Origin of the sequence: Hymenobacter jeollabukensis, assembly GCF_005771675.1 — a bacterium.
Classification (GTDB): Bacteria; Bacteroidota; Bacteroidia; order Cytophagales; family Hymenobacteraceae; genus Solirubrum; species Solirubrum jeollabukense.
Map to the genome: position 1 here is coordinate 309,710 of NZ_VAJM01000002.1, position 20,674 is coordinate 330,383.

Sequence of the window (20,674 nt, forward strand, 5' to 3'; positions counted from 1 at the left end):
ATTCATAATTCATAATTCAGAATTACACCAGATGTACGACTCCCCCTTTCACGAGCAGCCGCTCGATAACCTGACTTTCCTCGTGACCGGCGGCGCCGGCTTCATCGGCTCCAACATCGTGGAGTACCTGCTGAAGTATGGGGTGAAGAAGGTGCGCACCTTCGACAACTACTCTAACGGCTTCCGCAAAAACCTGCGGCTGTTTGAAGGCCACCCCAACCTGGAAATCCTCGACGGCGACATCCGCGACGTGGAAGCCTGCCGCCGCGCCTGCGAAGGCGTCGACGTGGTGCTGCACCAGGCGGCGCTGGGCTCGGTGCCGCGCTCCATCAACGACCCGATTACCTCCAACGACGTGAACGTGGGCGGTTTCGTGAACATGCTGGTGGCCGCCAAGGACGCCGGGGTGAAGCGCTTCGTGTACGCCGCTTCGAGCAGCACCTACGGCGACTCGCCCCACCTGCCCAAGGTTGAGGACCGCATCGGCAAGCCGCTGTCGCCCTACGCCGTGACCAAGTACGCCAACGAGCTGTACGCCGACGTGTTTGGCAAGACCTACGGCATGGAAATCATCGGGCTGCGCTACTTCAACATCTTCGGCCCGCGCCAGGACCCGAACGGCGCCTACGCCGCCGTCATCCCGCTGTTTATCGACGCGGTGCTGCAGGGCAAGGCCCCGCGCATCAACGGCGACGGGGGCCAGACGCGCGACTTCACCTTCGTGGAAAACTGCGTGCAGGCCAACATCCGCGCCGCGCTGGTGCAGAATCCGGAGGCGGTGAACCAGGTGTACAACATTGCCGTGGCCGACCGCACCTCGCTCAACGATCTGTTCAACATCCTCAAGGAGGAAGCCGGCGTCGATATCACGCCCGAATACGGCCCGAACCGCGCCGGCGACATCCGCGACTCCCTGGCCGACATCTCGAAGGCCAAAAACCTGCTGGGCTACGACCCGCAGGTGCGCATCCGCGAGGGGCTGAAGAAGACGCTGGAGTGGTTTAAAGCCAACCAGGAGTTTATTGAGGAACGGAACTAGTAGTAAGAAAATCAGACCGTCATGTCGAGCTTGTCGAGACATCTCGCGTGCTGACGCCAGGTAGTAGCCTCAAGCCGGGAATAACTATCTGACTTAACACGCGAGATGTCTCGACTTCGCTCGACATGACGTTCTTTTGTAGCAGCAATTCATAACTCTTTCCCCATGAAAGGCATCATCCTCGCCGGCGGTTCCGGCACCCGTCTGCACCCGCTCACGCTGGCTGTCAGCAAGCAGCTCATGCCGGTGTACGACAAGCCGATGATTTACTATCCGCTGTCGATTCTGATGATGGCGGGCATCCGCGAAATTCTCATCATCACCACGCCCCACGATCAGGCCCAGTTTCAGAAGCTGCTCGGCGACGGGAAAAGCCTCGGCTGCCGCTTCGAGTACGTGGTGCAGGAAGTGCCCAACGGCCTGGCCCAGGCCTTCGTGCTCGGTGCCGACTTCATCGGCGACGACAAAGTGGCCCTGGTGCTCGGCGACAATATCTTCTACGGCGCCGGCATGGAGGAGCTGCTCAAGAGCAACAACGACCCCGACGGCGGCGTGGTGTACGCCTACCACGTGCACGACCCGGAGCGCTACGGCGTGGTGGAGTTTGATGATAACCGCCAGGCCCTGAGCATCGAGGAAAAGCCCGCCAAGCCCAAGAGCAACTACGCCGTGCCCGGCCTGTACTTCTACGACAACGAGGTGGTGCAGATTGCCAAGGACCTGAAGCCCTCGGCCCGCGGCGAGTACGAAATTACCGACGTGAACCAGGAGTACCTGCGCCGCGGCAAGCTGAAAGTGGGCATCCTGGGCCGCGGCACAGCCTGGCTGGATACCGGCACCTTCGAGAGCCTGATGCAGGCCGGCGAGTTCGTGCGCGTCATCGAGCAGCGCCAGGGCCTGAAGGTGGGTTCTATCGAGGAAGTGGCTTACCGTCAGGGCTTCATCACGGCCGATCAGCTGCGCCAGATTGCCGAGCCCCTGCGCAAGAGCGGCTACGGCGACTACCTGCTGAACCTGCCCCAACAGCAGCTGCTGGAAGGGTAGGAGGGTAATTAAAAATTGAGAATTAAAAATGCCCGGTGCCCGCATGGCGCCGGGCATTTTTTATGTGGCGCGTAGCCGTTTCTGCGCCGGATAGCCAGGCAGCTGGCGTTGCTCATTGATGATTCAATTCCATCAGGGCAGGAGCGCGCCCAGTAGCAAGGCGCTGAGCACCAGCACGTAGGAGGGTAGTCGGTCCCAGAGCAGGATCAGGAAGGTGACGCCGACCAGGATGGGATTCAGCGGCAAATCCACGCCGTAGCGGCCGGGCATGTGCCAGGTGGGGCCGTCGGGCAGGGGGTGGTAAAGCAGGAAGGTGGCCGCCACCACCAGGCCGGCCGACACGGCGTTGATGCCTTCCAGCGAGGCTTTGACTACGCGGTACTGCTTGAGCTGGTCCCAGAAACGAATCAGGAAGAAGATGAGCAGCGTGCCGGGCATGAAGATGCCCACCGCGCCCACCAGCGCCCCGATGAGCTGCCCGCTGGTGCCATAGTCGCGCATGGCCAGGGCCCCGATGTAGGCGGCAATGGAGAAGTTGGGGCCCGGCAGCGCCTGCGTCAGGCCGTAGCCGGAGAGGAATTCGGGGCCGCTGAGGTACTCCTTGAACTCCACGAACTCGGCGTAGAGCAGCGGGGCCAGCACCTGCCCGCCGCCGAATACCAAAGAGCCGTTGCGGTAGAAGTTCTCGAACAGGCGCACCGGCAGCTCGCGGGTGTAGTGGCCCAGCAACGCCGCCAGCAGAAACACGCCCAGCCACAGCAGAAAGTTGGCCCACTCCACCCGTAGGGGCTCCTTCTGCTTGATCTGCGGCATTTTGCGGTAGCGGAACGTCGTCACCAGCCCGCCGCCGATGAGCAGCAGCGGTAGCACCCAGGGCAGCTGGAAGAAGTAGGCCACCAGCGCGGCGGCCACCAGCAGGGCCACCGAGGTCTTGGTATGGATGACCTTCTCGGCAATCTTGTAGGCCGAATACGCCACGAAGCCCACAGCCACCGGCTGCACGTAGCGTACCAGCCGGGCCACCTGTTCTTTGTCGAGGTAGTTGAGGCTCAGGGCGGCGGCCGTCATCAGCAGCACCGAGGGCAGAATCCAGACGAGCAGGGTGAGGTAGGCCAGGTTGGGCCCGCCCAGGCGGAAACCGATGGCCGTAATCGTCTGGGTGGAGCCGGGACCGGGCAGCACCTGGCACAGGGCCATCAGCTCCAGCAGCTCGGCCGAGCTGAGGTAGCGCCGCTTGTCGACCAGCAGGCGAAACATCATGGCCGTGTGCGCCTGCGGGCCGCCGAAGGCCGTGCAGCCGAGCAGGGCCACGTCCTTCAGGAAAATGATGCCGCGCACGCGTTTGGTGCGCAGACGCCGGGGCGGCGGCGCCAGCTTTACATCGGCCGGGTCGGAGGGCTGCACGGGTGGAAGCGGGTGGGTCGTATGGGTAAAGAAGCACAATCCGGCCCGAACGGCCAACTGTGCAGGCGCGGGGCCCGAATCTGAAGTCGGGGCAAGGCCGTGTTTACTTTACGCCCGACCCTGCGGCTGCAGACGACAGAAAAGTGTAGAGACGCATATTTGCGTCTCGTCGTCCGGCGGATTATCCGCTTGGCCTGGCGCGTGCGAGGTGTCGTTCAACGACGAGACGCAAGTATGCGTCTCTACAGCCTGGGCCTTAAAAACAGTAGTGCCACGACTCGCAAAGTCGTGGCACCACACGTTCAATCGTCCACAAAATCCGCGGAATCCGAAAAATCCGTCGAATCCGTGGTCCTTACATCGTCGACTTCTTCTTCAGTCCCAGCTCGATGAGCCGCTCGTTGAGGAATTCACCGGCGGTAATGTCCTCCTGCTGCTTGGGGTTGTCGGGCGTCACGCAGCTGTCCAGGGCGGCCAGGCTCATTTCGGAGCGCGGGTGCATGAAGAAGGGGATGCTGTAGCGCGAGGAGTTCATTTTCTCGCGGGGTGGGTTCACCACGCGGTGAATGGTGCTCTTGAGCACGCCGTTGGTCAGGCGCTGCAGCATGTCGCCTACGTTCACCACAATCTGGTCGGGCAGGGCGGTGATGGGAATCCACTTCCCGTCGCGGCGCTTCACCTGCAGGCCGTCGGCCGAGGCGCCCATCAGCAGGGTGATGAGGTTGATGTCGCCGTGTTCGGCGGCACGCACGGCGTCGGCCGGCACCTCCTCGGGGTTTTCGATGGGGTAGTAGTGGATCGGGCGCAGGATGCTGTTGCCGTTGCGCACCTTGTCGTCGAAGTAGTTCTCCGGCAGCTTCAGGTACAGGGCAATGGCGCGCAGCACGTCTTTGCCAGCGGCTTCCAGGGTCTTGTAGGTGGTCAGCGAGGTGTTGGCGAAGCTTTCTACCTCCTTGGGCCAGATGTTGTCCGGGTACTCCTTGCCGATGGGGTCGTTGGGGTCGTCGACCTCCTGGCCCACGTGGTAGAACTCCTTCAGGTCGCCGGTGTTGCGGCCCTTGGCGTGCTCCTTGCCCTTGCTCACGTAGCCGCGCTGGCCCGCCAGCTCCGGCTTTTCGTACTGCTGCTTCACGTCGTCGGGCAGCGAGAAGAAGGCTTTCACGTCCGAGTACAGCTTTTGGGTCTGCTCGTCGTTGAGGCCGTGGTTTTTCAGGGCGATGAAGCCGATGTTCTGGTAGGCTTCGCCGAGCTGCTGCACAAATTTAGCTTTGCGCTCCGGGTCACCGGAACGGAAATCCGCCAGGTCCAGCGAGGGGATTTCCTCCAACAGTTTTTCGCTCATAGCGAGTGGGAATTTCGTTTGGGGAACGTCTTTTTACAGTTCGGCAAGTTACTCAATTTATCGTTGCCATTTTCGAAATCAACCGCTTTGGCGCTGTTCACGTACGCGGGTTCTACGTCTGTTCACATCCACCTTTTCGCAATGACCAAATCCATATACCTGCTCGGCCTCGCCGCCCTCGGCCTGGCGGCCTGCGACGCTTCCAAGCAACAGTCATCGGCCGCGGTGGCTACCAGCGAAACCGTAACCAATACGGCCGCCACCCAGGAAAAGAACGGCATCAAGCTCACGCCGTTTACTGACTCGCCCAAGTTTGCCGCCGCCGGCCTGCGCCTGAATACGCCCGCCAACGGCGCCACCGTGCCCAGCGGCGCCGTAGCCTTCGACTACGACCTGACCAACTTCCAGCTCACCAAGATGACGGAGGGCATGCACGCCGAGCACATGGCCAACTCGGCCAAGGGCCAGCACATCCACAACATCGTGGACAACCAGCCCTACACGGCGCACTACACCACCGAATTCACCAAGGACATACCGGACGGGCAGCACGTGGTCCTCTCGTTTCTCTCGCGCTCCTACCACGAGAGCCTGAAGCACCGCGGGGCCTACGATTTGCGCGTCGTGACCGTGGGCAAGGCCGCCGCGCCGATGACGTTTGACGTGAAGGCGCCGCACCTCTTCTACAGCCGGCCCAAGGACGTGTACACCGGCAACGACGCCAAGAGCGTGATGCTGGACTTTTACCTCGTCAATACCACGCTGGCGCCGGAGGGCAACAAGGTGCGCGCCACCATCAACGGCACCGAGTTTCTGCTGGATCAGTGGGCTCCCTACATGATGGAAGGCCTGCCCATGGGCGAAAACACCGTGAAGCTGGAGCTGATTGACATGGACGGCAAGCCGGTGCCCGGCCCGTTCAACACCGTCACGCGCACGTTCACGCTGCAGCCGTAAGGCTTCGGGTCGAAACGGCCAAGCCAGCGCCCGCCCACCAGCGGGCGTTGTCGTTTTCCGGCCGGACCGGCGCTATCGTCCCCAGCGGGCCCGGCCCCGCAGCTGGTATTCCAGCAGTAGCTCGAAGTAGGGCAGCAGGCGGGAACTGCGCCGGCCTAGCTCCTCGGCCGTGTAGCTGCTGCCGCCGATATAGGTGCCCTGGCCGGGCAAGTAGCGGTAAAGGTTCTGCAGTTGCTGCAGCCACAGCGAGGTCGTCAGCACCAGCGGGCCGGAGCGGCGCTCGAAGCTCAGCTCGGGGCCGTGCTGGCGGGTGAGGGTGCGCAGGTAGATGAGGCCGGCGGCGCCGGCGCCCTCGGGCAGCAGGGCGGCGCGCTGGTGGCTGCGCTGCTCCAGGAAGCGGTAGCCGGCGCGCAGGCTGCTCTGGCCGCGCACGCCGCGCCAGCCCCGGCGCAAACCCAGGCTCAGGTCGTGCAGGATGGTGGTGTCGAGCGGGCTTTCCCGGAAGGTCTGCCAGTTCAGCTGGCCGATGCGGTTTTCGCGGCGCTGGTAATCGAGCGTGAGCAGCCACTGGGGGCGCACCTCCCACTGCAGGTGCTGCTCCAGCTCCAGCACCCGGCTGGCGCGGTTGCGGGCCTGCTCGGCGGCCCGGTCGCGCACTTGGTAGCTCACCCAGAGGTGGTAGCTGCCGCGCCAGCTGAAGGTGCCCGGCGCCCAGGCAAAGCCCGGCTCCCAGTGCAGCAGGCGGTCGGAGTAGTTTTCGGCGCTCTGCTGGGCCTTGATGAAGATGAGCTGGCGGTACTCGCCCCAGAGGCCCAGGGAGGTGCGGAAGGTGGGGTGCCAACGCGAGGTCAGGCGCAGGCGCAGCTGGTGGCTGGCCTCGTCGCGGTCCTGGTAGTTTTCGGGGCTGGGCGTGTCCACGCGCAGCAGCTGGGCGTTGCCGCCGGCCGTGAGGGCGTGGCGCGGGCGCAGCAGCCAGGTCAGCTCGGCCTGCCACTGGGTGGTTTTCTCGCTGATGTCCTTGATTTTCTCGCGCTGCTCGGCGGCGAAGAACCGGCCGGCCGCCAGCAGGCGGTTGTTGTCGAGGTAGTAGCCGCGCACCCGCTCGTGGTAGCCAAACTGCACCCGGGCCTGCAGCTTGCGGCGGGTGAGCAGCAGCTCCTGGCGGGTGTCGTACTCGTGCTGGCGGTAGCCCAGGTTCTGCACCGTGTCGGCCAGGGGGCCGAGGCGGCGGTAGCGGAAGGCGCGGGCCGGTAGCAGCACGGAGTTGTCGGAATGAAACGAAGCCTGGCCGGGCAGCTGGTAGGTCCACTGCACCTGGGCCGTCAGGGTGTCGCTCTGGATGCGCTGCACGTTGGCGGGCAGGTAGTCCTCGGTGCGGGTGTTGCGGTAGCCCAGGCGCAGCAGGGCCAGGCTGTTGTCGTCGACGGCGCGCTGGTACACCGCGTCGGCCAGGGCGCGCTGCCAGCGGCGCGGCCCCAGCTGCGTCTGCAGCGCCACCAGGCGCAGGGCCACCGGCTCGGGCCAGGCGGCCAGGGGGCGCACCACGGCCGTCAGCTCGGCGCCGTAGGTGGGGCCGAGGTCCTGGCGGCCGTTGCGCATGTCGTGGGTGAGGCCCCCGAGCAGGGCCACGCGCAGCTGCGAGAGGGAATCGGGGGCGGAGCGGGGGCGCAGGCGCCACTGCCCGCCGGCCCGGCCCAGCCAGGTCACGGTGCGGATGTGGTTGGCGTGGCTGTAGTCGTAGACCACCTGCTGGCCCACCTGCCAGTGCCGGCCCAGCCCGATGAGGTGCAGGGCGTCGGCGCGGTAGTCCTCGCGCACGAAGGGCGGGCGGCCGCGCGAGTCGAGCACCCAGTCGGTGCGGGCGCGGTAGAGCAGGGTCTGGCGCTTGCCCAGGTGCCAGCGGCCGTAGGCCTCGCTCTGCTGGGTGTAGGTGCTCACGCCGATGCGCCGCGCGTGCAGGCGCACGCCCACCAGGGTGTCGGGCGGCGTCATGGTCACCAGCGTGGGGTCGGTCACGCCGTCGGGTACCAGCTGGGCGCGGGCGGCCGGTGCGGCGGCCAAGCTGGCCCCGCCCACGCCGGCGGCTAGTCCGAGGCGGCAGACAAAACGGCGCATAGCAGGCGGCGGAGCGGGTGGCAAATACGTCGTAAACTACTACTTTCAACAGCGGCCCGCAACCGGCCGTACCCGGTCCGGCTGCGGTCGACACATTATCGTGTGGTGGCGCGCCCTGCGCCGGATGCGTACTTTTAAGGCCGCATTTGCCGTTGGCCGTAACTATACACCGTCGGTAGCCGTCTTTCCTGAACTCAACCATGCCGCCGCCCGTGGGGGCGGCTTACCACTGCCGGGGCACAGTCCACCGTTTTTTGCCCGTCTTTAGTATGAGCGTACGTTCTCTCGTTTTGTCATTGGGGTTGGTTGTGGGATATAGCGTGGCGGCCCGGGCCCAGCACGCGGTGTGGGCGGCCAAGGTCGTGGAAGTATCCTCGCAGAAAGCCGAGGGCAAGGAGGCATTTTCGCCCGAAAAGGTGTTGGGTGAGCCCAACGCCCTGCCCCTGGGCCAGATCAGCAACGAGGCCTGGATTCCGAAAAAGGAAGGCCCCAAGGAATTCATCGAAGTGAAGTTTACCAAGTCGGTGGTAGCCCGGCAGGTGACGGTGGTCGAAAACTTCAACCCCGGCTCCATCATCCGTATCGAGCTGGTGGACACCCGCGGCGAGCGGCACCAGGTGTACGAAAACCCCAGCCCCGGCCCGCTGCCCGAGCTGTTTCGTACCCTGCAGGTCACCTTCGGAGCCGCCACCTACCGCACCATCGGGGTGGTGGTGACGATGAACACGGCCAAGGTCAACGGCGTCAACCAGATCGACGCCATCGGCGTGGCCGACGTGACTGACGTGATGGTGAAAAAGGATTTCAAGGCCATGCCGACGGAAAACGCCATTTCCTTCGACTCGGCCATGGTGAACCTGGGGCCGAACGTGAATACCAAGTTCACGGAGGTGCGCCCCATCGTGGCGCCCGACGGCCGCACGCTGTTCTTTGCCCGGCAAGGCTCGCCGCAGAACGTGGGCGGCGCCAAGGACGGCCAGGACGTGTGGTACTCGACGCTGACCAACCCCAAGGCCAAAACCTGGGGGCAGGCCAAAAACGCCGGCTCGCCCATTAACTCGCCCGGCCCCAACGGCCTGGCCTCGGTATCGGCCGACGGATCGTCGGCGGTGCTCATCAACGTGTATAACCCCGACGGCTCGCTCGACCCCAAGGGCGCCAGCATCACCCGGCGCAAGGCTACGGGCTGGACGCAGCCGGAAAAAATTAACATCCAGGACTTCTACAACGACGACCCGGACAACGTCGACTTCTTCCTGAGCACCTCGGGCAAGCAGCTGCTGATGGCCGTGGACCGCCGCGACAGTAAAGGCCAGCAGGACCTCTACGTGAGCTTCCGCCAGACCGACGGCTCGTTCTCGCGGCCCGTCAACCTCGGGGCCAACATCAACACCAAGGCCGCCGAGTTTGCCCCCTTCCTGGCGCCCGACGGCAAGACCCTGTACTTCGCCTCCGAGGGGCTGGCCGGCTACGGCAAGGGCGACATTTTCTACGCCAAGCGCCTCGACGACACCTGGACCAACTGGACCAAGCCGCGCAACCTCGGTCCCGCCATCAACTCGCCGGCCATGGACGCCTACTTCTCGCTGTCGGCCTCGGGTGAGGATGCCTATTTGGTGTCGGACCGCAACGGCACCGACGGCTCGCGCGACATTTTCCGCATCAGCCTCTCCTCCAACAACAAGCCCGAAGCTGTGGCCCTGGTGCGCGGCCGGGTGCTCGACGCGGCCACCAAGAAGCCGGTAGCCGCCACCGTGCGCTACGAAAACCTGATTACCGGCGAGGAAATCGGGGTGGTGGAAACCAACGCCACCGACGGCACCTACACCATCGTGCTGCCCACCGGCGCCCACTACGGCTACCGCGCCGACGCCACCGGCTACCTCTCCGAGGACCAGAACCTGGACGTGACCGACCGCAACAAGTACTCCGAAGAAACCCAGGACCTGTACCTGATTCCCTTCGAAGTGGGCCAGAAGATCAAGCTGAACAACATCTTCTTTGCCCAGAGTAAGTACTTCCTGCGCGAAAACTCCTACCCGGAACTGCAGCGCCTGGTGAACATCCTCAAGAACTACCCGCAGGTGGAAATCGAGCTGCAGGGCCACACCGATAACCAGGGCGACCCGGCCCTGAACCTGAAGCTGAGCAACGACCGCGTGAACGAGGTGAAGAAGTACCTGGTGAGCAAGGGCATTGCCGGCACCCGCATCCGCGCCCAGGGCTTCGGCGACACCAAGCCCATTGCCCCGAACGACCAGGAAGAAACCCGCAAGCTCAACCGCCGGGTGGAATTCGTGATTACCAAGAAGTAAAGGGCTAAATGGTCGAATGGCTAAATGGCTGGCCGTTCAGATACACGACAACGCAAACGGCCGGCCCCGAAAGGAGCCGGCCGTTTGCGTTGCAGCGCGAATTTTCAGTTCGCGTATCGCAGAACAACGTGTCGGGCGAAAAATGGCGCAGTTGTTACTCCAGGCTACGCGAACTGAAAGTTAGCTTCGCTGATCTACGATTCGCGCTACATTTCAGCCCTCAGCCATTCAGAAGGCCATGCCCACTCTCCAAGACATCGACCAGCCGGCAGCGCATCCCGATATCCGGATGCTGGCCGAGCTGATGCGCAAGATTCCGCAGCTCACCGAGGCCGACATTGACGAGCTGCTGCCGCTGTGGAAGCGCCGGGGTAGCCTGCGCCGCGGTGAGTTTCTCAGCCAGGTCGGGCAGGTGGAAACGCACCTGTACTTCATGCTGAAGGGCACCATGCGCATCTACATGCCGCTGCCCGAGGAAGATGCTTACACCGGCTTTGCCTACCCCGGCACCATGGTAACTAGCGTGCCCTCTTTTCTTTCGGGTAAGCCGTCGGAGTTCTGCGTGCAGGCGCTACAGCAGTGCGAGTTGCTGGCCATCAGCCGCACCGACTGGCTGGGGCTGGTGGAGCAGAACCCGAATTTCGGCCGGTTCTGGCGCCAGGAGATGGAGCGTGCGGTGCTGGGTTTGATCGAGCGGCAGATTGACCTGTTGCTGCCCGAGCCGCAGCAGCGCCTGGAGCGGGTGCTCAAGCGCAGCCCCCACCTGTTTCAGCTGATTCCCAGGCGCCACATTGCCGCCTACCTACGCATGACGCCCGAGACGCTCAGCCGCCTGGGCGCCGTAAAATCTTGATCTGAATCAAGGGCGCCAGGGCCGGCCGGCGCCGACCTTTGAGCTGTTCGTCAACTACTTCTGAAAACAGCTTATGCAACCCGCCACCTTCCTCCAAACCCTGCACGCCAGCGTCCGTCAGCTGCTGGCCACCGTCGAAACCGAGCTAAGCCCGCTGCCCGACGCGGTGCTGAACTTCAAGCCCCGGCCCGACAGCTGGAGCGTGTTTGAATGCCTGGAGCACCTGAACCGCTACAGCCGCTACTACCAACCGGCCCTGACCAAGGCCCTGGCCCGACCCGGCACCTCGGCCGACGAGGTGCGCTACAGCTGGCTGGGCCGCAAGTCCCTGGACATCGTGCGCCCCGACAACGGCCAGCAGCACAAGACCGTGAAACACATGAACCCGGCGGGCAGCCAGCTCACTCGCGCCGTGCTCACGGAGTTCCTCGGGCACCAAACCGAGCTGCTGCACCTGCTCACCGCCGCCCGCGCCACCGACCTGAACCGCCGCGCCGTGCCGGTCGAGTTTTTTCGCCTGCTCAAGCTGCGGGTGGGCGAAACGCTGGAGTTCGTGGTGCGCCACGAGGAACGGCACCTACAGCAGGCCCAGCGGGTGGCGCGGGTAGCGCAGGCCAGCGCGCCGGCACTGGCCGTATAAGTGGCGCGCCGCGGCTGACTTTCGGGCCCCGGTTACGTATCAGCCGCCATGATGAAGCAACGCGAAGTAACCGATAAGCACAACACCACCTGGACCTGCGCCCAGGCCTACGCCGCCATCGAAAGCGCCGCCACCGAAGAAGCCGTAGCCAAAAGCGAAACCGACGAAGGCAACGTGCCCGTCGTGTGCACGCCCAGCGGCGGCGCCCAGACGGTGCGCCTGGAGCTACCCAAAGACTGGTTCGACAACCTGCCGGACGAAGAGTTGGCCCAAGCCATTCAAGCGGCTCAGTAACTGGGTTGATAACAAGACAAACGCCCCGCTACCAGCACGGTAGCGGGGCGTTTGCAGTAGATGGACAATCGTCCCCAAAATTCGGGGAATCCGAAAAATCCGGCGTAATCCGTAGTCTTAGTAGGCCCGGGCGAAGTACACGCGGCGCTTCGAGGGCTTACCCGTCAGGATGCAGACGCCGTCCTCGTCGGGCTCGTTCAGGGCCATGCAGCGGATGGTGGCCTTGGTTTCCTCCTTGATGCGCTCCTCCGTTTCGCCGGTGCCGTCCCAGTGGGCCACCACGAAGCCGCCCTTCTCGTCGAGCACCTGCTTGAACTCCTCGAACGAATCGACGCGCGTGGTGTGCGACTCGCGGAAGTTCAGGGCCTTGCGGTAGATGTTCTTCTGGATGTCCTGCAGCAGCTCGTCGATGCTCTGCACGATGTCGGCCAGCGGCAGGTTCAGCTTCTCCTTGGTGTCGCGGCGGGCCACTTCGATGGTGCCGTTGTCCAGGTCGCGGGCGCCGATGGCGAGGCGCACGGGCACGCCCTTCAGCTCCCACTCGGCGAATTTAAAGCCGGGGCGCTCGGTGTCGCGGTCATCGATTTTCACCGAAATGCCGCGCGCAATCAGGCCCATCTGAATGGGACGGATGCGCTCCAGCAGCTCGTCGAGCTGGCCAGTCTTGTAAATCGGCACGATGACCACCTGAATCGGGGCCAGCTTGGGCGGCAGCACCAGGCCTTCGTCGTCGGAGTGGGCCATGACGAGGGCGCCCATCAGGCGGGTGCTCACGCCCCAGGAGGTGCCCCACACGTGCTCCAGCTGCCCGGCTTTGTTGGCGAACTGCACGTCGAAGGCCTTGGCGAAGTTCTGCCCCAGGAAGTGCGAGGTGCCGGCCTGCAGCGCCTTGCCGTCCTGCATCATGCCTTCGATGCAGTACGTCTCCACGGCGCCGGCAAACCGCTCGTTCTCGGTCTTGACGCCCTTCACCACCGGCAGCGCGAGGTGCTCCTCGGCAAACTCGGCGTACACGTCCAGCATCTGGCGGGTTTCGGCCAGGGCTTCGGTTTCGGTGGCGTGGGCGGTGTGGCCTTCCTGCCAGAGGAACTCGGCGGTGCGCAAAAACAGGCGGGTGCGCATTTCCCAGCGCACCACGTTGGCCCACTGGTTGATGAGCAGCGGCAGGTCGCGGTAGCTCTGAATCCAGCCTTTATAGGTGCTCCAGATGATGGCCTCCGAGGTGGGGCGCACTACCAGCTCTTCTTCCAGCTTGGCGTTGGGGTCCACGCGCAGCTTGCCCGGCTTGTCGGGGTCGGTTTGCAGGCGGTAGTGCGTCACCACGGCGCATTCCTTGGCGAAGCCTTCGGCGTTTTTCTCTTCGGCTTCAAACAGGCTTTTGGGCACGAAGAGCGGGAAGTAGGCATTCTGATGGCCGGTGCGCTTGAACATGTCGTCCAGCGTCCGCTGCATCTTTTCCCAGATGGCGTAGCCGTAGGGCTTGATGACCATGCAGCCGCGCACGGCCGAATTTTCGGCCAGGCCGGCGCGCTTAACTAACTCGTTGTACCACAGGGAATAATCCTCGCTGCGCTTCGGCAACTGTTTGCTCATGGGAGGGTCTCTTGGAAAAAGGAAAAAGTTCCCGAGCTTGGTACAGGATTTGCGTAGCCTTGCCCGGGCACTGATCGGGCCCCAAAGTACGTTATTAAACCGGAGCATTCCGCCCGCAGCCAACCAAGTGAGGCTGAACAAGCTCTGGCCAATACTCGTTCTTATCAGCAGCGGCCGTACCTTCTTCGCGCACCCAGCCATGAAACATATTCCCACCCACCTGTTGCCCGCCCTGGCCCTGCTCGCGCTGGGCGGCTGCGCCACCACCGGCGGCCTCACCACCACCGAGCCCGACGGCGTTTATTATTCCTCTAAGGACCGCACTACCCAGGTGGCGCCGGTATCATCGGCCGCCCAGTCAGCTGATTACGCCGCCACCGACGACCCCAACGCCGTAGCCAACCCCGACTACCAGGACGGCGGCAAGTCGCGCGGCACGGCGTCGGATGAATATTACGATGATGATTTCGACTATAGCTACTACGCCCGCAACCGCCGCTACAACGGCCTGGGCATGGGCTACAGCCTGAGCTACGTCGACCCCTACTGGTACCGCCCCACCTTCATTTACAACGACCCCTTCTTCTACAGCCCTTATGGCTACGGCTACAGCTACTCGCCCTGGTACGACCCCTTCTGGGGGCCGGGCTACGGCGGCGTGAGTGTTAGCATCAACGTTGGCTGGGGGCTGGGCGGCTGGGGGCCCTGGGGACCATATGGTGGCTACTACGGCCGTCCCTGGGGCTACGGCGGCTACGGCTGGGGTGGCTACAACCGGGGCTACTGGGACGGCTACTACTCCGGCGCTTACGGCGGCGGGTATTATGGCAATTACGGGTACTGGGATGGGTACCGCGGCGGGAGCCGCGCGGTGAACTACCGCGTGGGGCACCGCAACGGCCGCGCGGTGGAAGTGGTAGGGGCCAGCTCCAACGGCGGCGGCCGCTCCCGGGTAACCGAGGCCACCGGCGGCCGCATGGCGCCCGGCAATGGCGCTGTGGCCAGCCCGGGTCGTTACCGCGGCCGAGTGGAAGAAAGCGCGGCCCAGCCTTCGGGCGGACAGGTAATGCCCGAACAAGCGGCTGCTCAGCCCGGTCGTGGCCGCCTATACCGCATTCAGGAGGCCAATGGCAATGCCGCTTCGGAAGCAAACCAGCTTGATGGGGTGAAGCCGCAGCGAACCGGTGAGCAGCCGGAACAGCCGACGCGCTACCCGCGTGGCCGCAGCCGCTTCGGCGAAGTCAGCCAGCCGAGCCCGGCGGCGCCCCAATCGGGTGACGCTGGGCAGGTGTACCAGCCGCAGCGGCGTCGGGAGAAGGTCGATTACGGCAGCCAGCCCCAGCAGCAGGCCGAGCCGATCCGCCGGGAGCGGAGCTATGAATCGGCCCCGACGCGCTCCTACGAGCAGCCCACGCGCTCCAGCAGCGGTGGCGGCTTCGGCGGCGGCGGCAGTAATAGCGGCGGCAGCAGCAGTGGCGGTGGTAGCGGCCGGGGACGGGTGCGCTAAGCGGCTGATTTCATGATTTTTGACGGTGATTCGCCGTTTCCCCTTCTCTCTGGCTATGAAACGATATGCGTTGGGGCTGGCCCTGCTGGGCTTGGCCGGTCCCCTTTTTGCCCAAAACGAAGACGACGCGCTGCGCTATTCGCGGCTGCAGTTTGGCGGCACGGCCCGTACGCTCGGCATCGGCGGGGCCAGCACCTCCTTGGGCGCCGACCTCGGCACGCTCAGCAGCAACCCCGCCGGGCTGGGCCTGTTCCAACGCTCGGAAGTGAGCTTCTCGCCGGGCTTCGGGCTGGGTAACGCCGACGCCCGCGTGACCAACGTGGACGGCTCCACCTCGCTGAAGGACTCGCGCAACAGCCTGCACATCGGCAGTCTGGCCGCCGCCTTCACCTCGCGCCGCCCCGACAGCGACAACGACGACTGGCGCAGCGGTACCCTGGCCTTCGGCTTCACCCGCATCAGCGACTTCAACAACAGCTTTTCGCACCGCAGTACCCTGCCCGATGCCCGTTCGTTGTTTCAGCGCCTGCGCGAGCCGCGGCTGGAGCCGGGACAATCAGTAGCGGGACTGCGCAAGCAGCTGGACGATGAATTTGTGACGGGTAACTACTCGGGCCTCGATGGCCTGGCCTACGGCACCTACCTCACCAACTACGACGAGGTGCCGGCCGGCAGCGGCAATGAAGTGGTATCGACGCCCACGCCGCTGCAGCGCACCCGCGTCACGCAGGAAGAAACGGTGCTGACCACCGGCTCGCAGACGCAGTTCGACATCGGTTACGGGGCCAGCTACCGCGACCAGCTGTACATCGGGGGGGCTATTGGCATCGTGGGCACGCACTTCAACTCCACCAGCGAGCTGCGCGAAACCAACGACGCCAGCAACACCTCCAGCTCGTTCGGCAGCCTGACCTTGCGCGACGAGCTGCGCAGCCGCGGCACCGGCTTCAATGCCCGGCTGGGCCTGATTTACCGGCCCCTGGATTGGCTGCGGGTGGGTCTGTCGGCCCAGACGCCCACGGCCTACCAGTTCGATGATACCTACAACTCGTCGCTGAGCGCGCAGTTCCGGCAGCCCATCAGCGTCGACGGAAAGTCTATTTCCTCGGCCAAGGCCAACACCCAGGAGTTGAAGCTCGCCTACCGCATGACCTCGCCCTGGCGCCTGAACGGCGGCGCCTCGGTCATCCTGGGCAAGTACGGCTTCGTGTCGGCCGATGCGGAGCTGGTGGACTACAGCCAGGCCCGCTTCCGCAGCGCTCCGGACCTACAGAACGGGGACAACTACTCGTTTAGCGCGGAAAACGCCCGCATCAGTCAGCTCTACGGCTCGGCCCTGAACCTGCGCGTGGGCGCCGAAGCCCGGCTGGCCGCGTTTCGGGTGCGCGGTGGCTACGCCCACTACGGGGACCCGTTCCAGGACAGCCGCTTCGACCGTAGCCAGGAATTTTACACCGGCGGCCTCGGGCTCCGGCAGGGCAACATCTCGGCCGATCTGGCGGGCGTGTACACCACTTACAACCGCATCTACTCGCCCTACACGCTGGTCGACGGCAGCCAGCCGGAAGTGCAGATGAACGCCAGCCGCTTCACCACCACGTTCACGCTGGGCTACCAGTTTTAGGCCCTATCTACTGGATTCAAACGCCACGGGCGGCTCCGATTTGGGGCCGCCCGTGGCGTTTGGAGCGGCTGGACCGGCTGGATCAGCGCAGGATCTTGACCGTCATCACCAAATCGACGGGGGCGGCAGTGCCCACGCCCGTGATGAAAAGTACGCCTTCGTTGCCCTCGGCCGTGCGAAAGACGACGGCTTTGTTCAGCCCGACAGGCACTTGGCCCCCAACGGTGAGAGTGACACCCGCGACGGCATTGGCAATGCCCGCAGAGGTGGTAATGGCGTCGAACTCGCCTAGGGTGAGGGGGCTGGCGGCCAGTTCAGTGGCGCGGCGCTGCTGCCAGCGGTTGACGCGGAGCACCGGCGCGGTGGCGGCGGCGGGGGAGGTAGGCGCCGCCAATACCGGTCCAGTGGGAGAGGACACGTAGAGAATATCGGCCCAGCCTTGGTAGCCGGCCTGATTGGTGGCATAGGCGGGCAGGGCGAAGCCCCGCTCCGCGGCCAGAACGGCGCGGCTGCCACTGCGGCGGGGGGCCTGCAGGCGCACCGAGTACGTGTGGACAGGGTTGATAGAGTCGGCGGGCTGCCCCGTGATGCGGTAGCCCCGGGTGGCCTTGTTGCCGTCGACGTCGGTGACGGTGTACTTCCAGTCCTGGCGGCCGGCGTTGGTGCTGGTGCTGAATCGGTTCGTAAACAGAAACTTGCTCGGCGGGGTGGGCTGAGTAAATACCGTGTCGAAATACACCAGCGGCTCGGGGTCCACAAACCGGGACTGGGCGGGGTTGCGGTAGAATCGTTCCTGGGCGGTGATGGTCAGCTGCTTCAGACCGGGGCCGCCTTCGCGGGCTTCGGCGAATATCCGTACCTGGAAGGTATCGGCCACCGTCAGGGTGCGGTCGGCCGTCAGCGAGGTGCCATCGGAAATAAAGTCGAGCAGCGGGGCGCTGGTATCCTGCCCGCAGCCGGCGGTGAGCAGGGCGAGGGGCAGCAGCGGCAGAAGAAGGCGAAGCAGGCGCATAGGTAGGGGCAAAGGTCGGGAAAAGACGGGCCGATTGGCGGAGAACATTTTGGCTGTAATGACTGGTGCATAAGGTTCTTGTTGATATATTGGCCGCTGATAATCAATATAATCCATTCTGTTCAATGAAAACACCGTTTACCAAACGTCGTGGAGGAGTATGTGTTGTGGGAATCTTGCTGTGGTTGCTCACCGGGCTACGGGCCCTGGGCCAGGAGCCTGCGGGCAATGGTAGCGCCGATCATTGGCGGCCAGCCTTTCAAAACTGTTTTCAATACACGGAGCCAGACGTGGAAGCGCGGGCGGCCGCGCCGGGCGGTCCGCCCGCATACTCGCCCTTCGGCTGGGACCTGACGCCGCGCGGCGACCTGCGCATTCTGGTCATCTTCGCCGGTATCTCTGATGATATTGCCGCCGGTGCAATGGATTACGCTCCGAATTCCGACACGCCCTGGCCGCAATATGAAGCAACGAACCAAACGCCCGGCACGGCTTTTCCCAGGAATTTTTAGGGCATGTTCTATTCCTCGTTCAGCCAGTTCAACGGCGCCTCCACCGATGCCTCGCTTTCCAACTTCTACTACCAGGCTTCGGGCGGCAACAACGCGTCTCAGCCCTTCCGGGTCATTGCCGAAGCATTTCCGGAGCGCGTCAATGTGCCGTTTACTGGAGCCATAGACTATGTAAGCTACAACGATAAGGTACTGGCCTATATCCGCGACAACTACCCTGACTTCGATTGGTCCCGGTTTGATTTGCGGACCAACTACCCGAAATTCCAGTTCGACAATAGCCAGACCGCACCCGACGGTGTGCTGGATTATGTCGTCATTTGCTGGCGGGGAAACGACGGGACGCCTTATAGTACCGGGCCTAACGGGACAAAGATTAGCAGCGGCGGTGGCCAGGTAGGAGCTACCAGCATCAGTGATTTTGTCTTTCCGGCTACGGCCAACCGCCGCGAATATAAAATTAGATACGGCCGGGGCGGGCACACCGAATCCTACAACACCCTGGGCATTACCCATGAGGTATTTACCCACGAGTTTGCTCACAACCTATACCACAGCCCCCACCACTCGGGCGCCAACGGGGCGCACGGACGCCACCTGTACGCCACTTACGGCTGGAACATGATGGGCGAAGTGACGCGCGTGATGTATTCGACCAGCGCCTGGGAACGGTGGTACCTGGGCTGGACGGAGCTGCGCACCGGCCCCAATCAGGACAATAGCAACATCACCGGGGCCAGTTCGCTGGTGGAAACTAATGGCCTGTTTACGCTACGGGATTTTATGAGCACCGGCGACGTGATGCGATTGAACATTCCGGGTACCAACCAGTATTTGTGGCTGGAAAACCGGGCTGGCGAGGGGCCATTCGACCAACGCATTCCCGTGGGTTGGCAACACGGCGGCGACGGCATACCGTTTCAGCCCGCGCCGCGGGGCCTGCTGGCGGTGGTGGAGGACCTGGGCGGCAGCCGGAGCTACCCGCTGGGCTGGACGCGCGTAAAAGACGTCAACGGGCTGCGGGTGCTGTCGGCGGAAGGGCAGTTCGACTATACGCCCTCGGCAACACGCTTTCCATTCAATAACCACGTCTGGCGGGACACCTACGACTACCGAAACCTGCGGCCCAACCCGGCCGGGGGCCATAACGAGGCCACGCTGATCCGCCTCGACGCGGACCGCAGCCGCGTCATCCGCTACGATTCGTGCTCGGCCAACGGGGACTGTTTCAACGGCGGCAACGAAGGCGCTATTCTGGCTGTGGTCGACGGCAAGATAACCGACGGCTTCCTGGGGCCGCACCTGGGCGCACAGCGCGTGGGCTACAAAATCGGCCTCGATACCAACCCCATGCTGCTGCCGCACCAGCGCTACGATGCCGCCGCCGATGCCCTGCGGCCCGTGATGTTGCACGGGCTGTCGGTGGAAATCGTGGGCGTGGATCCGGGGACCTCCGACCTGACCCTGCGGGTACGCTACGACGACACCTACATTCGGCAGGATACGCGCTGGACGGGGAACTTAGTGGTGCAGGACGTGCCGGGTGCCGCCAATGGACACGACGTGAACGTGCGCGGTGGCGCGACGCTGCTCCTCGACCGTAGCGGCACGCCTAACCGGACACAGGCCGGCCCCCAAAGCGACTTCGTGAATCCTACGACCGTGCGCGTGGCCACCGGGGCCCGCCTGAACCTGGAGCTGACGGCGCAGCTGGTGCTGGAAGGCACCGGCACCCAACTCTACGTAGAGGATCAGGCCAGCATCCGGGCCACGGCCAATTCCAAGCTGATTTTACGCGCTGGTACCACGTTGAGCCTGAACACCCGCGCCGATCTGGACGATGGCGGCAACAGCTTGGTGATGGAGCCCGGCAGCCGGCTCATCATTCGCAGTACCGGTGTCACCATTACCGGACGCGGCACGCCGCAGCTGATGGTGTATCCCAATCCCGCGGCGCAGGCCGTGCGGTTTGCCGTGGCCGGCGCCGTCGATGGCGCCCGATGGCAGTACCGCCTGCTGAACGTGCATGGGAAAACGATTCAGAGCGGGTCGATACATGACCCCGAGGGGCAGATGGTACTGCCTGGCGTACCGCCCGGGCAATACGTGCTGGAGGCAACCGCCCCCGACGGCCGCCAGCGGCTAAACAAACGCATAGACGTACGCTAATCGGTATGAGAGCTAAAGCACTGATTACCGGATTTGCGCTGCTGTGGTGGGCCACCGCTGCATTTGCGCAATGGCCGGGCAGCCCGTTTGCTTGGCAGAACGGCTACGGCACGGCGCAGTACGAGAGTGGCGGATATGCTGTGCGACTACAAGGGGGGTACCTGATGGTGGGCACGCACGGCATCCCGAACAGCACGCGCAGCGCATTGTACGTGGTTCGCCTCAATGACATAGGCGATACGCTCTGGACTCGA

The 20,674-nt window shown here is 64.0% G+C and carries 16 protein-coding genes; 11 read left to right on the forward strand and 5 right to left on the reverse strand.

Annotated elements, in window-relative coordinates; translation table 11 throughout:
* The first annotated feature begins 31 nt into the window (after positions 1-31).
* Both FDY95_RS05435 and rfbA read left to right on the forward strand, forming a co-directional pair.
* Complete coding sequence (locus FDY95_RS05435) at positions 32-1,039, forward strand: SDR family oxidoreductase (protein WP_138075711.1); 1,008 nt, start codon at positions 32-34, stop codon at positions 1,037-1,039.
* 165 nt (positions 1,040-1,204) lie between these two features.
* The gene (gene rfbA, locus FDY95_RS05440) at positions 1,205-2,083 is read left to right on the forward strand and encodes a glucose-1-phosphate thymidylyltransferase RfbA (protein ID WP_138075713.1); all 879 of its coding nucleotides are present in this window, start codon (positions 1,205-1,207) and stop codon (positions 2,081-2,083) included.
* Positions 2,084-2,215: 132 nt separating this feature from the next.
* On the opposite strand, the gene chrA is transcribed toward rfbA, so the two are convergent.
* Both chrA and FDY95_RS05450 read right to left on the reverse strand, forming a co-directional pair.
* Positions 2,216-3,487, reverse strand: a complete 1,272-nt coding sequence (gene chrA, locus FDY95_RS05445; protein WP_138075715.1) for a chromate efflux transporter — start codon at positions 3,485-3,487, stop codon at positions 2,216-2,218.
* Between the two features lie 355 nt (positions 3,488-3,842).
* Positions 3,843-4,829 (reverse strand): isopenicillin N synthase family dioxygenase, encoded by a 987-nt coding sequence (locus FDY95_RS05450; RefSeq protein ID WP_138075717.1) that lies wholly within the window; start codon positions 4,827-4,829, stop codon positions 3,843-3,845.
* Positions 4,830-4,970: 141 nt separating this feature from the next.
* Here FDY95_RS05450 and FDY95_RS05455 point away from each other — a divergent pair, with 141 nt between their 5' ends.
* The gene (locus FDY95_RS05455; protein WP_138075719.1) at positions 4,971-5,786 is read left to right on the forward strand and encodes a hypothetical protein; all 816 of its coding nucleotides are present in this window, start codon (positions 4,971-4,973) and stop codon (positions 5,784-5,786) included.
* A gap of 72 nt (positions 5,787-5,858) precedes the next feature.
* Here FDY95_RS05455 and FDY95_RS05460 read toward each other — a convergent pair whose 3' ends face one another.
* A complete protein-coding gene (locus tag FDY95_RS05460) occupies positions 5,859-7,901 on the reverse strand; it encodes a TonB-dependent receptor (RefSeq protein WP_138075721.1) in 2,043 nt (680 codons plus the stop codon).
* A gap of 269 nt (positions 7,902-8,170) precedes the next feature.
* On the opposite strand from FDY95_RS05460, the gene FDY95_RS05465 reads away from it, so the two are divergent.
* The 4 genes from FDY95_RS05465 (at position 8,171) to FDY95_RS05480 (ending at position 12,003) form a co-directional block, all read left to right on the forward strand.
* On the forward strand, positions 8,171-10,216 hold the full coding sequence (locus FDY95_RS05465; RefSeq protein WP_171025538.1) for an OmpA family protein: 2,046 nt from the start codon (positions 8,171-8,173) through the stop codon (positions 10,214-10,216).
* 238 nt (positions 10,217-10,454) lie between these two features.
* Entirely contained in the window at positions 10,455-11,069 is a 615-nt protein-coding gene (locus FDY95_RS05470) for a Crp/Fnr family transcriptional regulator (RefSeq protein ID WP_138075725.1), read from the forward strand.
* Between the two features lie 73 nt (positions 11,070-11,142).
* Entirely contained in the window at positions 11,143-11,709 is a 567-nt protein-coding gene (locus FDY95_RS05475; protein WP_138075727.1) for a DinB family protein, read from the forward strand.
* 48 nt (positions 11,710-11,757) lie between these two features.
* Entirely contained in the window at positions 11,758-12,003 is a 246-nt protein-coding gene (locus tag FDY95_RS05480) for a hypothetical protein (protein ID WP_246073935.1), read from the forward strand.
* A gap of 117 nt (positions 12,004-12,120) precedes the next feature.
* Here FDY95_RS05480 and proS read toward each other — a convergent pair whose 3' ends face one another.
* Positions 12,121-13,596 carry a proline--tRNA ligase gene (gene proS / locus FDY95_RS05485; RefSeq protein WP_138075728.1) on the reverse strand — a complete coding sequence of 492 codons (1,476 nt, stop codon included), beginning with the start codon at positions 13,594-13,596 and terminating at the stop codon, positions 12,121-12,123.
* A gap of 199 nt (positions 13,597-13,795) precedes the next feature.
* Between proS and FDY95_RS05490 the strand changes: the two genes are divergently transcribed.
* Both FDY95_RS05490 and FDY95_RS05495 read left to right on the forward strand, forming a co-directional pair.
* On the forward strand, positions 13,796-15,103 hold the full coding sequence (locus tag FDY95_RS05490) for a hypothetical protein (protein ID WP_138075730.1): 1,308 nt from the start codon (positions 13,796-13,798) through the stop codon (positions 15,101-15,103).
* Positions 15,104-15,158: 55 nt separating this feature from the next.
* Positions 15,159-16,727: an OmpP1/FadL family transporter gene (locus FDY95_RS05495; RefSeq protein ID WP_138075732.1), complete on the forward strand. Its 1,569-nt coding sequence runs from the start codon at positions 15,159-15,161 to the stop codon at positions 16,725-16,727.
* Between the two features lie 82 nt (positions 16,728-16,809).
* Here the strand turns inward: FDY95_RS05495 and FDY95_RS05500 are convergent, their stop codons facing one another.
* Entirely contained in the window at positions 16,810-17,739 is a 930-nt protein-coding gene (locus tag FDY95_RS05500) for a hypothetical protein (protein WP_138075734.1), read from the reverse strand.
* 125 nt (positions 17,740-17,864) lie between these two features.
* Between FDY95_RS05500 and FDY95_RS05505 the strand changes: the two genes are divergently transcribed.
* Both FDY95_RS05505 and FDY95_RS05510 read left to right on the forward strand, forming a co-directional pair.
* The gene (locus FDY95_RS05505; RefSeq protein WP_138075736.1) at positions 17,865-18,251 is read left to right on the forward strand and encodes a hypothetical protein; all 387 of its coding nucleotides are present in this window, start codon (positions 17,865-17,867) and stop codon (positions 18,249-18,251) included.
* Positions 18,252-18,254: 3 nt separating this feature from the next.
* A complete protein-coding gene (locus tag FDY95_RS05510; RefSeq protein ID WP_138075738.1) occupies positions 18,255-20,420 on the forward strand; it encodes a metallopeptidase domain-containing protein in 2,166 nt (721 codons plus the stop codon).
* The last annotated feature ends 254 nt before the right edge of the window (positions 20,421-20,674 follow it).